Here is a 14,324-nt window from a genome sequence, read left to right on the forward strand (position 1 = left end):
TTAATCCCCCCTGCTTATTAATTAACAATTGACCCTTTATGCGCGATTTCTTGCATCAAGGTATCACAAATTGTATCTATTGTCATCAAACCCAAGTCTGTACCTTCTCGTGTACGTACAGCCACCTGGCCTGACTCAACTTCTTTATCCCCTATTACTAATAGATATGGGATTTTTTGTAAAGTATGCTCGCGAATTTTAAAACCAATTTTCTCATTTCTCAAGTCAAAGTTGGCACGAATTCCATTTTTTTGCAAAATTTGTGTTACTTTTTCTGCATACTCGCTCTGTTTTTCACTAATTGTCATGATGATTGCTTGCACCGGCGACAGCCACAAAGGCAACTTTCCTGCATAGTGCTCGATCAAAATCCCCATAAAGCGTTCAAATGATCCCAGGATAGCACGATGCAACATGACTGGAGTTTGTTTGCTACCATCTTCGGCAATATAAATAGCATCCAGACGCCCTGGCATCGAAAAATCAACTTGTATCGTGCCACATTGCCAAATTCTACCCAAGCAATCAGATAAGGAGCACTCAATTTTGGGCCCATAAAAAGCGCCTTCACCAGGTGCATCTACCCATTCTATATTTCTTTCTTTCATTGCTTGTTTTAACGCCGCTTCGGCTTTATCCCATACTTCATCACTGCCCACTCGTTTTTCTGGACGTAATGCCAAGCGATATTTAATCTCATTGAATCCAAAATCAGTATATACCGATTGAACAAGCTCTAACATCATGGCTACTTCAGATTGAATTTGATCTTCCGTACAGAAGATATGAGCATCATCTTGAACCATATTGCGAACCCGCATAAGACCATGCAATGATCCCGATGGTTCACATCTGTGGCAATTACCAAACTCTGAAAATCTTAGAGGTAAATCTCTGTAACTTTTTAATCCTTGATTAAACACTTGAACGTGGCAAGGACAATTCATTGGCTTCACCGCATAGTGACGATTTTCTGTCTCGGTAACAAACATCTCATCTCTAAAATTTGCCCAATGTCCTGACTTTTCCCAGAGAACGCGATCTACGAGCTGCGGTGTTCTAATTTCTTGATAACCGAAATCAGCTAAGCGATGACGCATATAACGCTCTAATTCTTGATAAATAGTCCATCCTTTGGGATGCCAAAAAACCATTCCAGGGGCAATATCTTGAAAGTGAAACAACTCAAGACTCTTACCCAACTTACGATGATCACGTTTTTCAGCCTCTTCCAGGCGGAACAAATAATCAGCCAGTGCCTTTTTATCCGCCCAAGCAGTTCCATAAATACGCTGTAACATCTCGTTATTTGAGTCACCACGCCAATAGGCTCCTGCTAACTTTGTCAATTTGAACGCTTTTAAAAAACCCGTTGCAGGAACATGGGGGCCACGGCATAGGTCTTCAAAATCGCCTTGTTTGTATAACGAGAGCACTTCATCTTTAGGAATATCAGCAATAATCTTCGCTTTGTATTCTTCTCCAATACTCTTAAAATACTGGATTGCTTCGTCACGTGGCAATTCCCTGCGCGTCACAGGATAATTTGCTTTTGCCAGCTCCGCCATTTTAGCTTCAATTAATTCCAGATCATCGGGAGTAAAGGCTCTTTGAAAAGCAAAATCGTAATAAAAACCATCTTCAACCACTGGACCAATAGTTACTTGAGCCGAAGGAAAAATACTTTTAACAGCTTGTGCCAATAAATGAGCAGTAGAATGACGAATAATCTCAAGGCTCTCTTCTTGTTTTTCAGTAAGAATCACTAATGCACTATCATTTTCAATCAGATAAGAAGTATCAACTAATCGGTTATCAACACGACCCGCCAAAGCAGCCTTAGCAAGCCCAGGACTTATACTGTGGGCGACATCATATACAGTTAAAGGCGCTTCAAACTGTTTTACACTTCCATCAGGCAATTTAATGTTTGGCATGATTTTATCCGTAAGCATCTAAAAAAAAACCCTGCATGGCAGGGCTTAAAACTTTTTAATGGATTTAGCTTCAGGCATCACTACGACAAAAGTGACCACTTCTGAAATACTAATTCAGTTGCATGGTAGGCACGAGTGGGATCGAACCACCGACCACCACCATGTCAAGGTGGTGCTCTACCACTGAGCTACGTGCCTATAAACTAACCTGCATCTATATTGCCAGCAAGTATATAATAAGGTGATGTTACAAAGCAAATGATTTCAATGATTAACTCCTAATTTTGTTCAAGAAACAATCAACTCCCGCCTATATAAAGGAACTTGAAGCAAAAATTCACTCACATTATGCTTCACAACATCTTTAAAACTTTTATTGTACGTGAATACTTTTCTTTGACGCTCAGTACTTGTTCCTGAACTCATAATCGATTGAAGGGTAGCAAAATAGGTTTGATAGTTAAGTTGCTCGATATAAGGTTTTAACTTTTCTATCCACTCATTGATATCTTCACGCATTAATTTGATTTTACCCTCTGTGTTCATCACCAATTCTGCATCCAGGCCATATCGGATTGCCCTCCATTTGTTTTCTCGAGAAAGCCAATAAGGAGGATAGGCTACGGACTCAAGCCAACTTCCATTATCGGCAAACCAATGAGCCAGAGCATGTATCAAGGCAACTAGAGCCAATGTTTCTGCAAGTGTCGCCGTACCATCACAGACACGAATCTCTAATGTTCCAAAATTTGGGCTTGGCCTTAGATCCCACCATAAATCCTTGAGCGACTTTATAGAGCCACATGATTTTAGTGTTTTATATAAATGTTCAAAATCTTGCCATGAACGGACATGGTAAGGTTGACCCGCTGTAGGAAGCGCCTCATACGTAGTCGGGCGACATGAAGCGAGTCCAGTGTCTATACCTTGCCAAAATGGAGAACTGGAAGAAAGGGCTAACAAATGGGGAAGAAAATACATAAAAAAGTTATTAAACCGTATGCATTCCTCCCCGCTGGACATACCTAGATGTACATGTAAGCCGTAGACGCTCATACGGCGTGTAAGCCATTGGTTACGGTCAATTAAGTCTAAATAACGGGCTGTTGGAGAAATTTCCCAGTCGCAATATTTAGAAAATGGATGGGAACCTGTCGTTGAAAGTAAAATTCCAAGCTTTTTTGATACATGTTGAAGTTCAAATAATGTTGCATAAAGATCATCTTCAACCTCCTGAACGCTCCCACATTTGTTTGTGTTTACTTCAATGGTACTTAAGTAAAATTCTGGCTTGATTTTTTCCAGATGAGACATCGCAGCAAGAATATCCTCTGCTCTCGAACACAAATTGTAGGTTTCTGCATCGATGAGTTGCAGCTCAATTTCCACACCTAAAGTGAGCACTCCTCCACTATTAAAACAAATTTCTTCTTGACTGTCGGATTGAGAAATATCATCAGTTAATTTTGATAAGGATTCGTTGAGTTGACTTCGCATAATTAATCCTTCTTTTTATTATTATTGGATGCCATTGGCAAGTCACGCTCTTCGATATTTTTGAGGAGCTCTATATAGTTAGAATGAATAGTCAGGTACAATAGATAGTGCCTTGAATATTCATATCTATTGATATAATTCGTATACAAATTATTTAAGGATACTAACGGTTAATATATTTTTTTTCAACCTTCAATCTTTGAATGATCATCCATGAATAATATTTTAAAAGACACTAACGAGAAAAATGAACAGCGTGAGACGCAATCTGAACAACGCTCCAGGAGTATCATGCTTGCCTTACGCAAGATCATGCAGCAAATGGATTTTCATTCACGAAGGTTGAATAAATGCTATGGTTTAACCGTACCACAAATCGTATGCCTGTATGAAATTTATGAGAATGGGATTATGACCATCTCGACTCTTTCTAAAAGAGTGTATTCATCAATGAGTACTTTAGTAGGGGTAATCGATCGATTGGAAGAAAAAGAATTTGTCCTTCGCACGCGAGATATTAAAGATCGCCGCATTATCTATATTGATATAACTGCAAAAGGCAGAGAATTCGTAGGAGCAGCCCCATACCTTCTCCACAATAGATTAAATGAAAACCTGCAAGCTTTAGACGAAAATGAGCAGATAACTCTTGCTAACTCCATTAATTTACTAGTGAGTTTATTAAAAGATATATAACAAAAAATTAGAGTTCTTGCCTCTTTTAAGCCGGTACATTTGAAATCATATCATTTTGAACTCCCTACCCACTATTTTGATACCACATTTGCAAGAAAGGCCTGAGCGAAGGGAATCACTCAGGCACTTATTGCGAGGTTAAGTGCTATGTTTCTACCACTTTCTCATTTATTTGGACTTTATATGTGAACTTGTTCCATCAAGCGTCACATGTTTTCTTTGGACAATGTGGAAACCTTTTTGGGGTTTCAGCTGCACATTATAATGATTTGGATCTTATTGTCAACTTTAAATTTCTAAAAGAAACCTTTGGTTTCTAAATATTGTTTTTGTTTGCGCAAAATTTTCATTTTGTTATACTAATGCCATTGCAAATTTCTGTCCCAGCACTCCTATGGAAAAAAAAAACCTTGCGAAACAATTCGCTGATCGCTTGCGTGATGCAATGATTACTGCGGGCTACCACTCCCAGCGCTCTACCTCTGGAGTATGTATCCATAAGCTTTCTGAAATCACCGGTTATTCACTACAGATATGTCGTAAGTATCTTCGTGGCGAAGCTATTCCTGAACCGATTAAACTGGTAGATATTGCTGCAAAACTTCAAGTTTCTCCTGGTTGGTTACTATTTGGCGATCCTCACCATGATCAAGGCGTTTCGCAAGATAAAATTTCTATTAACAAAAATTTGCTTCACTACCTCTTCGTAAAGGCATCATGTCTCTATAACAGCTCCTTATCAGAACAAGAAATATCTCGTTTTTTATTGGAGCTAATTAATGACGTCAACCTGATTGATGCCAATGAAGATCAATCAAAAAAAATTATTGATTTAGCGTTAGCTTCAGCAAAACATTTTTATAAGCTTTAATATTTCTCCATTTGGCCCAATAGTGTTATTATTGCGTTTTAAAAAAACACTAAATTCAAATGTTACTTCATTATTTATTTATCATAGGTATTTGCGTTGAAGCGATCACGGGGGCATTGGCAGCGGGACGAAAAAAAATGGACTTTTTCGGTGTTATGCTTATTGCAAGTATTGCTGCATTAGGTGGTGGAACTGTAAGAGATACATTATTTAACACGTACCCATTAACTTGGGTTGTTCATCCTGAGTACCTCATATATACATCGTTATGCGCTTTCCTAACGATATTTATTGCCCATTCCCTAATCCGGATTCTTAAGCTCTTTTTAATCCTTGATGCATTAGGCTTATCTACCTTTGTCATTATTGGCACTCAAAAAGCACTTCATCACGGATTGTCACCCAGTATCGCGATTATTAGTGGCATGATTACAGGGATCTGTGGGGGGATGTTACGCGATATTTTATGTAATGATATTCCCTTGGTGTTAAGAAAAGAACTTTATGCAGTAATTGCACTTGCTGGTGCACTTCTTTTTATCACTCTAGACTATTCTCTTGTCCCCGAAAATATTAATGTCATCATTACATTTGCCAGTATTTTTACCGCTCGCCTCGTTGCGATTTTCTTTCATATTGAAATACCCATTTTCGATTATTCAGAAAGCATCAAAAAGCGCAAGCGATAATCCTGATTTGATAGAAAGGAAAATCCCGCTACGTGGTTTTCCGAACTTTTACCCAGTTTTTTTACAGAATTTACAATGGCTTAGACCCATGAATATGTTTACGAACGGTTGGATTTGAGTTCAGGTTGAGAGAAATTATTTTAAATAAGCGCAGCATACATTAGTATGTGGTCGCCGCGCATCCTTGCTTTTGTTTGGAACCAAACCAAACGGCCCTTACTATATCTCTTTCACATCGACAATACTTATTTCTTCTACAGGCACATCTGCATGCCCCATATGCTGCCCAGTTTTTACTTTGGCAATAGCGTCCACAACATCCATGCCTTCAACAACTTCGCCAAAAACACAATAACCATATCCCTGCATATGATCACCGCTGTAATTTAAAAATGGATTATCAACAACATTAATAAAAAATTGAGCGGTTGCCGAATGAGGGTCCATGGTTCTAGCCATTGCGATTGAACCTCGCTTATTGGGTTTCGCATTCTTTGCTTCATTTTTGATAGGCTCATGAGTTGTCTTTTGTTTCATATCTGAATCAAGCCCCCCCCCCTGAATCATAAACCCCGCAATAACACGGTGAAAAATCGTATTATTATAAAAACCACTGCGCACATATTTTAGAAAATTTTCTGCTGTTGCCGGGGTATTTTCTGTATCTAACTGTATATGGATATCACCTTTAGATGTACTAATTACAATCATTATCGCTCCTGTCATTTTTAAGTTAATGCTAAATAGCGCCTATTTGGGGATATAAAAATTTTCAGTACTTTTATATCTTGTGAATTTTAACTCCGATGCTTGAAATAACATTCACTAACGCCATAAAAGGCATAGTTATAAAGCGCTCTCATTAATTATCAAATCACGCATTTTATCACAAACATCATGCATGACATGAACATTATGAATACTCGCTAATGCCGTAAATAAATTTGTTTTTTGCTTTGAGAGCTGATGCAAATAAGCACGTGAGTAATGGCGACATGTATAACAGGTACATTGTGCCATTATTGGTGACATATCATCAGCAAAACATGATTTTTTTATTTGAATTCGCTCGTTTTCATACTCACTGGCAAAACGCAACCAGTTACCTTCCCGTACAAGCTCACCACAATACAAGGAACCATGGCGCGCATTACGAGTTGGCGCTACACAATCAAACATATCGACTCCTTCTGCCACCACATCCAAGAGATCCTGCGGCGACATTCCAACACCCATGGTATAACGAGGTTTATTTTCAGGTAAATAATCGTGAACCCAGCGGATGACTTCCACTGTAGTGACCATATTAAATCCTATGGTTTCGCCGCCTATAGCAATACCGTCTGGGTTCATTGAAGTTACAAAATCTGCGCTTTCACGGCGCAGATCTTTAAAAGTTCCGCCTTGAATTATGCCAAAAAGCGCTTGCTCATATCCATATAGTGAATTGGGGTATTGACGATGATAATCCATTGATTGCTTTAACCAGCGATGCGTGCGCGTCATGATATGACTCACTTCATCCCTGGTACAACTATCTGGAGTACATTGGTCAAATGCCATAATTATGTCAGCACCAATAATTTTCTGAGTTTCCAAGGACATCTCTGGCGTCATGTGAATCAAGCCCTGACTGCCAGGCAATTTAAAATGCGCCCCCTCTTCATCAATAGTACAAATTTCATTATTCTTGGATAAACTAAAAACTTGGAAACCACCACTATCGGTTAACATAGGGCCATGCCATCCCATAAAAGGATGCATCCCTCCTGCTTGCTCAATAACTTTCATTCCTGGTGCACATAACATATGATAGGTGTTACCCCCTAAAATAATTTGGCTATGTGCCTCATGCAATTCAACTGGAGTCATATTGTTGACACCCGCTCGGGTACCTACTGGCATAAAAACAGGGGTAATAAATTCACCATGGGCGGTAACAACACGCGTCACGCGTGCCTTAGTAGCTGAGTGTTTATGTAACACCTGGCAGGAGAAAGTTTTCATTTGATAAAAATAACTCAAAACATGCGATCATATCTAAGTCAAACTTAGATTACCAGCTTGAGGCATATTAAAAATTATGCAATTTATGATATCATGCGCAAAATTGATGAAAGCACCGCCTTATTCATCGACATTCGTAACCATTCACCACAGCTTCAAAGCTTAGAAAAAATCTGCATGGATACAGGCTACAGTGATGAAAGTTACCCAAATTCTAATAAGGATTCCAATATGCCCGGTTCAAACTCTAATTTATTTATGATTGATCTTGAAGGCACTGAGCTTTCTGATATTGAACGAAAAATCTTGAAACACCCTAACCTTGGAGCGGTCATTCTTTTCACCCGCAACTTCGCTAATCCAGAACAATTAGAAAAATTAACCTCGGAAATTCACGCGCTCAATCCAGATATTTTCATAGCTACTGATCATGAAGGCGGATTTATCCAGCGCTTTTTACGCCATGGCTTCCGCGCTTTACCCGCTGCTCGTGTCTATGGTGATGTATATGACCTATCCCCCGAAGCAGGGATTAAACTCGCAAGACAGTATGGAGAGGTCATGGCCAAGGATTTATTAACGTGTGGTGTTGATTTAAGCCTTGCACCTGTTCTTGATTTACATGACATGAGTCCTATTATTGCTCACTTAGATCGCTCTTTCCACCATGATCCTGATGCAGTTACAGCTCTGGCAAACGCATTCATTGAGGGAATGAATACTGTAGGAATGCCTGCCGTAGGCAAACACTTTCCTGGACATGGTCGGATCAGTTCCGATTCACACACCACAATGCCTGTTTCCACTGCTTCTTTTGATCAATTGAAAAGCAGGGACTTAAAACCATTTATTGAGTTAATAAGCAACGAGCGTTTAAGCGCGATCATGCCTGCTCATGTGACTTATAAGGCTGTGGACGCCAATAAACCGGCTGGCTTTTCAGCGATTTGGTTACAAGAAATTTTACGCCACGAGTTAGGATTTACCGGTTTGATTTTGAGCGATTGCTTGAGTATGACCGGTGCGGATATAGGTAATTTAAAGACACGCGCTGAAGAAGCACTTAATGCAGGTTGTGATATGTTGATCGTCTGCCACCAACCACGACATATACTCTTGGAATTATTGCAAAATGTAGCATTTCCCCAATCCGACGAATCGGCTATGCGTATTATCCAGTTTAAAAGCCAAATGTTCCGATTTTCTCATTCTGAAAAAAATCAAGTGGTACCTTCTTTATCGCACACTTTGCTTGGGCAGCAAGAACATCATACAGATTGCACGAGTCAAAATTTGCAGTTTAATACTTCAAAAACAATTTAGTGCTTGCCTTGTAAAAACGCGAGCATATTGATCTAACGAGTTCGCCGGAAGCAACTTAATGATCGACAACAAGTAACGTTGCGAGACCCAATAAAAAATTACTCGTGATAAATACTTTATAGCTTAGAAATTTTCATGGAGAGCGCTTTTTCGTGTATGCCAAAACAAAAAGCATCCCATCAATGCTATAAATAAAAAATACAGCGCACTCCAACCAGGCATTGAAATTCCTAACAACCGCCAATTGACTTCAGCACAGTCACCAGTTCCTAAAAACAGAGTTTTGACCACTGTCTGCCAGGGAAAATAACGAATTAAAACGTCTAAACCCGGCATACACGCGGGTGCCTTTCCCACCGGTAAAGACTGCAACCATAATTGGCGTAACGAAAAATATAAGCCCGCACATGCGAAGATGATTTGCAAGACACAAATAATATGAGCCTTTTTTAACGTGTAAAAACTTACGCCCATAATCGCCAATAATAAAAAAACACAAATACGCTGCATCATGCATAATGGACAAGGCATCAATCCAACAACATATTCAAAATAGAAAGAGGCGAATAGTACAAATGCGGTCAATGCTGCATTGAATGTTTGAAATTTTCGATAAGTATTTTTTCTCATGATTTTGGCAACATATAGGATATGGCAGCTTTAAGATCATCTTCATTACATTTAATACAAGTGCCTTTTGCTGGCATAGCATTTAAACCTTTAAGTGAAGATGCAATTAAGTCATCCAACGTTCTCCCTGTCAATCTGGGCTTCCAATCTTGTTCATTTCTAAATCTAGGTGCTCCAGCCAGGCCATCCTTATGACAGACAACGCAGTATCGTTCATATATTTCTTGTCCAAGTTCTTCATCACGCGTAGTTTTATTTTCTGATTTGACTTCATTTTGTACAGATACTTGGCCTATAGGTTGAATTCTTAATTGAATTTCCTGTTGTTGCGTTTCATTACTAGCATACACCATCAATGAAAAACAATACAATGAAAGCAAAAATCGTAACCTCATGCCCCTACACCATCATGATAATAAGCAATGATAATACAGAGAAGTGATTTTTTTTTCCAGATAATGAAATTAAAAGAATAGAAAAAATCATTCGACATAAAGGCATGAAATGCATTTATGCCGAACACGCCTGAACTAAACCAGGACCATAATAGTGTGATCGCGTAACTCGATTTCACCATGGTCTACGTCACCAACATCCATAATCTTCAGATCCATTGTTTCCAAATTCACATTCTTATTTCCTCTTTTGGCTCTGCTAAAAAAGCCACAATTAACAGTACCTGGTGAGCCAATAGTTGGTTTGTGTTCTGTTATAGCTCGTTCAAGCTCAAGCATTAATTTCAGACCGGTATGAGGATAAGGCTGGTAGAGATCTTCTGGACGTAGTTCTTCCGAACCAACTGGGATTGGATTTTCATGCATATTTTCTTCGATGGGAGGCGTATCCAGACTGGCAAAAATTTTGGTCGTATACTCTCCAATGGATTTTGCTTTTACCAAGGTGCAATTCATTTCTCTCATCTTCCAGGAGAGCTCATCAAACTGGGGTAAGTCTAGACACTCACTTTTTACTACATCAATTTCTGAAAGCATATCGACAATTCTCTGATTTTGGAAAGGAGATAACTTCAGAACCAATTGATTTTCTAATAATGTCGACTCGACAAAATTCACTAAAGGTTTTGAGTTTTTATCTTGATGAAACTGCTTGGCAATAGGGCCACCATGATCAACTATCAGTTCTTCGTGTTCTCTTACAAGCTTGGTGTACTCCGATATACTTTGTGGGAGATAGACCTTTTTCATATAATCATAATAAGGTTTTGACCAGGAAAAAGATTCTAATTGCATACGATTCAGCATCTTATTATGTTCCAAATCCAACTTACGCAAACCATCCTGAATTCTATTATGCTCACTGACTGAATTATCGTACGCATCTTTAGTATATATTTGAACAGGAAGAATTGATGATAATACTGGAATAAAAGGGGTTTGTAATTTTTCTTTTAAATCCATGTGTGCTTTATAAGTAGTTGATAAATTGAACAGTCGAGTCAATTCCACTTCACGTGCGTTCCAAATCAAGCGGCTCTCAGAGCTTAATTTTTTCTGATCAATGGAGTTGGGGAGATTATTTGCTATCAACCCGGTATAAATCGCACCAGCACCAAATAAATCGCCTTTAAGATAGCAAAAATTCATTAATTGAATGTACATGTCATAATAAAAAACCCGTAGCGTAGGATCTTCTTGCTGCATGACCGAGAAATTAATCAGGGCGGATAGATTGTTAAAATAATGGGTCATCTTATCGAGGTTTTGGAATTTATCCCGTGAATCCCCAGGCTTATTCTCTTTGTGATAAATAATTTCTTCTGGAGAAATTTTTGTAAATAATAAGCGTGAATGATCCCTAATGGATTCACTTAAATTGTCTAAAAACTGCTGAACTTGTGATGTGATTTGAGTTCTGTCTTTTTTATTATGTTTATATATTTGATCGAAAAGATTATTAAGCTCATTTTCCATCTCTTGATACACATGACCATCTAAAATTTTTGGCATATTGATTTCTCTATAGAGTTTATAACGATACAATTATTGACAACAAATGACGTGTATCTTTCAAAAAGTGAAAAGATTGTACTTATGGATTTTAATTGGTTCAATGAGTAGATAAACTATTTTTACGAGGGATAATTCGAAAAATTTTTTCAATAAGATGAAATTTCTGTCATCAGCCACACTTGCAGCGATGTGCATCCTACGCTCAGATTCTCAATATAATCCTGGAGTGAATAAATTTTCATAGCTCTCATACACGATTGCCCCGAGCACCGCTTCCTAAGGCCATGCGGATATTTTAATATGAAATACCATACATTTTAGGAATCGATTATTCTTAAAAATTCGACAACCCTTTGAAATTTAGGTTATATTTCTATGGGCATTATTGATTATTAATGGATGATACAAAAGGAAATGGACATGACAAAAAATGGTATGCACATGCCAAATACCCTGAGACATAACTGGGGTTGGCTTCTGGGATTAGGAATATTACTTGTTTTTCTAGGTTTTATTGGGTTAGGCATGGTGATTGGTTTAACCCTTGTCAGTATGTATTTTTTTGCTGCTTTACTAATTGTTTCCGCACTATCTCATTTCATAGATATATTTAAACATCAAGACTGGCAGGGGATCTTCTGGCAAGCAATAATCGCCTTTTTATACCTGGTTGGGGCGGTGATTGTCTTTTATGATCCCTTTTTAGCCTCCACACTCATTACAGCCTTATTAGCCATAGTCCTTATTATTATTGGTATCACTCGAATCGTTTTAGCGCTATCGTTCAAAGAAGCGCATGGCTGGGGATGGTTGTTGTTCGCCGGGATTACCGCCATTATCCTTGGCCTGTTAATTCTCATTCAATGGCCAATTAGTGGTCTCTGGGTTATAGGAATGTTTATTGCTATTGATATGATAATTAATGGCTGGACCTATATTTTTATAGCCCTTGGAGTGCGTGCATCCTTATCATGAAAAGGGTATGATACTGCATTCCTCCTGAATGCAGTATTAAAATGAATTCAAGAATAATACGTATAGCAACACGTCAAAGTCCTCTCGCTCTATGGCAAGCAAATTATGTACGACAACTATTATTAAACAAATGGCCAAAGCTCAATATTGAATTATTACCTATGACCACATCTGGAGATAAGTTTCTCAAGGATAAACTTTTAGCTGTTGGAGGAAAAGGTTTATTTGTCAAAGAATTAGAAGAAGCATTACTGGATAAAAGAGCAGATTTTGCCGTACATTCATCAAAAGACATGCCTGCAGAATTTCCCCACGGACTGTGTCTGGCCGCAATTTGCAAAAGAGATAACCCCTTTGATGCCCTTGTCAGCCATCATTATACCAGCCTACAGACATTACCTGAACGCGCCATCATTGGTACAGCAAGCCTAAGAAGGCAATCGCAATTATTAGCTTATAGATCTGATTTATGTGTGAAACCTTTGCGAGGCAATATCAACACACGACTTGAAAAGCTCAGGGCTGGAGAATATCAAGCGATCATCCTTGCTGCTTCGGGTCTTGAACGCATGGGGTTCACTCATGTGATTACTGAACAATTACCTACAGAGATTATGTTGCCTGCATGTGGACAAGGGGCTTTAGCAATCGAATGCAGAACAGATGATCAAGAAACCCTGGCGCTGGTTGCTGAATTAAATGATCCTATTTCATCGCTTTGTGTACACACAGAACGACAAGTTAATGCACAATTAGGCGGAAATTGCCATATTCCATTAGCAGTTTTCTGCACGCCTATTGAAAAGAATCAACTTTTGCTGCAAGCAAAAATTCTGACCATTGATGGATCCCAAACTATCGCAGACACCCAAATGGGCTCTTTTGCGCAGGCAACTAACATGGCCGATCGCTGTTCCCAATCCCTAATCGCCCAAGGGGCTGCCAATCTTCTCGCATCGGTTAGTCCACGATGAAGCGGTCGCTTAATGGTTTGCGCATTTTAAATACCCGACCTCAAGAGCAAGCACATAAGCTCACCGAAAGCATTCGTGCTTCAGGAGGAATTGCTATAGAGCTCCCTGCCCTGGAAATTCAAGCATCAAATAGCGATTGGGTTGATTTGTTACCGAACTTGGACAACGTGACGCATGCTATTTTTATTAGCGCTAATGCGGTTCATTATTGCTTTACTCAACTAAATCAACTGCAGATAAATTGGCCTACATCAATCCAGGTCATTGCAATTGGCCAAGGAACAGCCTCCTCGCTGCAAAAATTTAACATCCAGGTGAGTGCCATCCCTGAATTCCCTAATAGTGAACATTTATTGTCATTAGACACATTACAACACCTGGAAAATCAAAACGTGCTACTATTTAAAGGAAAAGAAGGCAGACCGCTCATTGAAGAGCAACTGATGCAAAAAGGAGCTAAGCTAGTTATTTTAAAGGTATATCAAAGAGTTATGCCAAAACCAAGTCCTTTACTTGTGCAATCGATATGGCGCGATGACTTGGTGGATATTATACTGTTAACAAGCGAACAGTCTCTGCTTAACCTTTTCAAAATATTTGATAAAGAGGCTCACGATTGGCTAAAAAGCAAAAGATGGCTAGTTATTAGTGAGCGTATCGCTCAAATTGCCTCTTCATTAGGAATACATAAGATTAATATAATTCACCCTAATCAGGTGCTGAATACATTGTTTGACTACGTAAACAAGGATTAA

Annotated in this window: 14 protein-coding genes and 1 tRNA gene; 7 read left to right on the forward strand and 8 right to left on the reverse strand. The window is 38.8% G+C overall.

The window, feature by feature from the left end; genetic code table 11:
• Nucleotides 1-17 precede the first annotated feature (17 nt).
• From thrS to EKG34_RS11650, 3 genes are all read right to left on the reverse strand, one after another.
• Nucleotides 18-1,937 carry a threonine--tRNA ligase gene (thrS, locus tag EKG34_RS11640; protein WP_003633279.1) on the reverse strand — a complete coding sequence of 640 codons (1,920 nt, stop codon included), beginning with the start codon at nucleotides 1,935-1,937 and terminating at the stop codon, nucleotides 18-20.
• A gap of 123 nt (nucleotides 1,938-2,060) precedes the next feature.
• A tRNA-Val gene (locus tag EKG34_RS11645) sits at nucleotides 2,061-2,135 on the reverse strand.
• A 90-nt stretch (nucleotides 2,136-2,225) separates the two neighbouring features.
• Nucleotides 2,226-3,434 carry a carboxylate-amine ligase gene (locus EKG34_RS11650; RefSeq protein ID WP_003633280.1) on the reverse strand — a complete coding sequence of 403 codons (1,209 nt, stop codon included), beginning with the start codon at nucleotides 3,432-3,434 and terminating at the stop codon, nucleotides 2,226-2,228.
• A gap of 213 nt (nucleotides 3,435-3,647) precedes the next feature.
• Here EKG34_RS11650 and EKG34_RS11655 point away from each other — a divergent pair, with 213 nt between their 5' ends.
• The 3 genes from EKG34_RS11655 to EKG34_RS11665 all read left to right on the forward strand — a co-directional run bounded on the left by EKG34_RS11655 (nucleotide 3,648) and on the right by EKG34_RS11665 (nucleotide 5,690).
• The gene (locus tag EKG34_RS11655) at nucleotides 3,648-4,130 is read left to right on the forward strand and encodes a MarR family winged helix-turn-helix transcriptional regulator (protein ID WP_003633281.1); all 483 of its coding nucleotides are present in this window, start codon (nucleotides 3,648-3,650) and stop codon (nucleotides 4,128-4,130) included.
• A 394-nt stretch (nucleotides 4,131-4,524) separates the two neighbouring features.
• Nucleotides 4,525-5,001 (forward strand): helix-turn-helix domain-containing protein, encoded by a 477-nt coding sequence (locus EKG34_RS11660; protein WP_003633283.1) that lies wholly within the window; start codon nucleotides 4,525-4,527, stop codon nucleotides 4,999-5,001.
• 59 nt (nucleotides 5,002-5,060) lie between these two features.
• Nucleotides 5,061-5,690 carry a trimeric intracellular cation channel family protein gene (locus EKG34_RS11665; RefSeq protein ID WP_003633285.1) on the forward strand — a complete coding sequence of 210 codons (630 nt, stop codon included), beginning with the start codon at nucleotides 5,061-5,063 and terminating at the stop codon, nucleotides 5,688-5,690.
• Between the two features lie 219 nt (nucleotides 5,691-5,909).
• Here EKG34_RS11665 and EKG34_RS11670 read toward each other — a convergent pair whose 3' ends face one another.
• Nucleotides 5,910-6,401 carry a peptidylprolyl isomerase gene (locus EKG34_RS11670; RefSeq protein ID WP_003633287.1) on the reverse strand — a complete coding sequence of 164 codons (492 nt, stop codon included), beginning with the start codon at nucleotides 6,399-6,401 and terminating at the stop codon, nucleotides 5,910-5,912.
• Between the two features lie 135 nt (nucleotides 6,402-6,536).
• On the reverse strand, nucleotides 6,537-7,697 hold the full coding sequence (gene tgt / locus EKG34_RS11675; RefSeq protein WP_003633290.1) for a tRNA guanosine(34) transglycosylase Tgt: 1,161 nt from the start codon (nucleotides 7,695-7,697) through the stop codon (nucleotides 6,537-6,539).
• Between the two features lie 93 nt (nucleotides 7,698-7,790).
• Here tgt and nagZ point away from each other — a divergent pair, with 93 nt between their 5' ends.
• Complete coding sequence (gene nagZ, locus EKG34_RS11680; protein ID WP_223800095.1) at nucleotides 7,791-9,020, forward strand: beta-N-acetylhexosaminidase; 1,230 nt, start codon at nucleotides 7,791-7,793, stop codon at nucleotides 9,018-9,020.
• A gap of 123 nt (nucleotides 9,021-9,143) precedes the next feature.
• On the opposite strand, the gene EKG34_RS11685 is transcribed toward nagZ, so the two are convergent.
• The 3 genes from EKG34_RS11685 to EKG34_RS11695 all read right to left on the reverse strand — a co-directional run bounded on the left by EKG34_RS11685 (nucleotide 9,144) and on the right by EKG34_RS11695 (nucleotide 11,617).
• Entirely contained in the window at nucleotides 9,144-9,650 is a 507-nt protein-coding gene (locus tag EKG34_RS11685; RefSeq protein WP_003633293.1) for a disulfide bond formation protein B, read from the reverse strand.
• Nucleotides 9,647-10,045: a c-type cytochrome gene (locus EKG34_RS11690; RefSeq protein ID WP_003633296.1), complete on the reverse strand. Its 399-nt coding sequence runs from the start codon at nucleotides 10,043-10,045 to the stop codon at nucleotides 9,647-9,649. The genes EKG34_RS11685 and EKG34_RS11690 overlap by 4 nt, the downstream gene beginning before the upstream one ends.
• A gap of 135 nt (nucleotides 10,046-10,180) precedes the next feature.
• A complete protein-coding gene (locus EKG34_RS11695; RefSeq protein WP_003633299.1) occupies nucleotides 10,181-11,617 on the reverse strand; it encodes a RasGEF domain-containing protein in 1,437 nt (478 codons plus the stop codon).
• 423 nt (nucleotides 11,618-12,040) lie between these two features.
• On the opposite strand from EKG34_RS11695, the gene EKG34_RS11700 reads away from it, so the two are divergent.
• The 3 genes from EKG34_RS11700 to EKG34_RS11710 are packed head-to-tail and all read left to right on the forward strand — an operon-like array spanning nucleotide 12,041 to nucleotide 14,324.
• Nucleotides 12,041-12,595 carry an HdeD family acid-resistance protein gene (locus EKG34_RS11700; RefSeq protein WP_003633301.1) on the forward strand — a complete coding sequence of 185 codons (555 nt, stop codon included), beginning with the start codon at nucleotides 12,041-12,043 and terminating at the stop codon, nucleotides 12,593-12,595.
• Between the two features lie 41 nt (nucleotides 12,596-12,636).
• Nucleotides 12,637-13,569, forward strand: a complete 933-nt coding sequence (hemC, locus tag EKG34_RS11705) for a hydroxymethylbilane synthase (RefSeq protein WP_003633302.1) — start codon at nucleotides 12,637-12,639, stop codon at nucleotides 13,567-13,569.
• A complete protein-coding gene (locus EKG34_RS11710) occupies nucleotides 13,566-14,324 on the forward strand; it encodes a uroporphyrinogen-III synthase (RefSeq protein WP_003633303.1) in 759 nt (252 codons plus the stop codon). Before hemC ends, EKG34_RS11710 begins: the two co-directional genes overlap by 4 nt.

The organism is Legionella longbeachae, from assembly GCF_004283175.1.
Taxonomy (GTDB): Bacteria; Pseudomonadota; Gammaproteobacteria; order Legionellales; family Legionellaceae; genus Legionella; species Legionella longbeachae.

Coding starts and splice junctions, on each gene's coding strand:
- thrS (WP_003633279.1), bottom strand. CDS start 1,937: ATGCCAAACATTAAATTGCCTGATGGAAGTGTAAAACAGTTTGAAGCG.
- EKG34_RS11650 (WP_003633280.1), bottom strand. CDS start 3,434: ATGCGAAGTCAACTCAACGAATCCTTATCAAAATTAACTGATGATATT.
- EKG34_RS11655 (WP_003633281.1), top strand. CDS start 3,648: ATGAATAATATTTTAAAAGACACTAACGAGAAAAATGAACAGCGTGAG.
- EKG34_RS11660 (WP_003633283.1), top strand. CDS start 4,525: ATGGAAAAAAAAAACCTTGCGAAACAATTCGCTGATCGCTTGCGTGAT.
- EKG34_RS11665 (WP_003633285.1), top strand. CDS start 5,061: ATGTTACTTCATTATTTATTTATCATAGGTATTTGCGTTGAAGCGATC.
- EKG34_RS11670 (WP_003633287.1), bottom strand. CDS start 6,401: ATGATTGTAATTAGTACATCTAAAGGTGATATCCATATACAGTTAGAT.
- tgt (WP_003633290.1), bottom strand. CDS start 7,697: ATGAAAACTTTCTCCTGCCAGGTGTTACATAAACACTCAGCTACTAAG.
- nagZ (WP_223800095.1), top strand. CDS start 7,791: ATGCGCAAAATTGATGAAAGCACCGCCTTATTCATCGACATTCGTAAC.
- EKG34_RS11685 (WP_003633293.1), bottom strand. CDS start 9,650: ATGAGAAAAAATACTTATCGAAAATTTCAAACATTCAATGCAGCATTG.
- EKG34_RS11690 (WP_003633296.1), bottom strand. CDS start 10,045: ATGAGGTTACGATTTTTGCTTTCATTGTATTGTTTTTCATTGATGGTG.
- EKG34_RS11695 (WP_003633299.1), bottom strand. CDS start 11,617: ATGCCAAAAATTTTAGATGGTCATGTGTATCAAGAGATGGAAAATGAG.
- EKG34_RS11700 (WP_003633301.1), top strand. CDS start 12,041: ATGACAAAAAATGGTATGCACATGCCAAATACCCTGAGACATAACTGG.
- hemC (WP_003633302.1), top strand. CDS start 12,637: ATGAATTCAAGAATAATACGTATAGCAACACGTCAAAGTCCTCTCGCT.
- EKG34_RS11710 (WP_003633303.1), top strand. CDS start 13,566: ATGAAGCGGTCGCTTAATGGTTTGCGCATTTTAAATACCCGACCTCAA.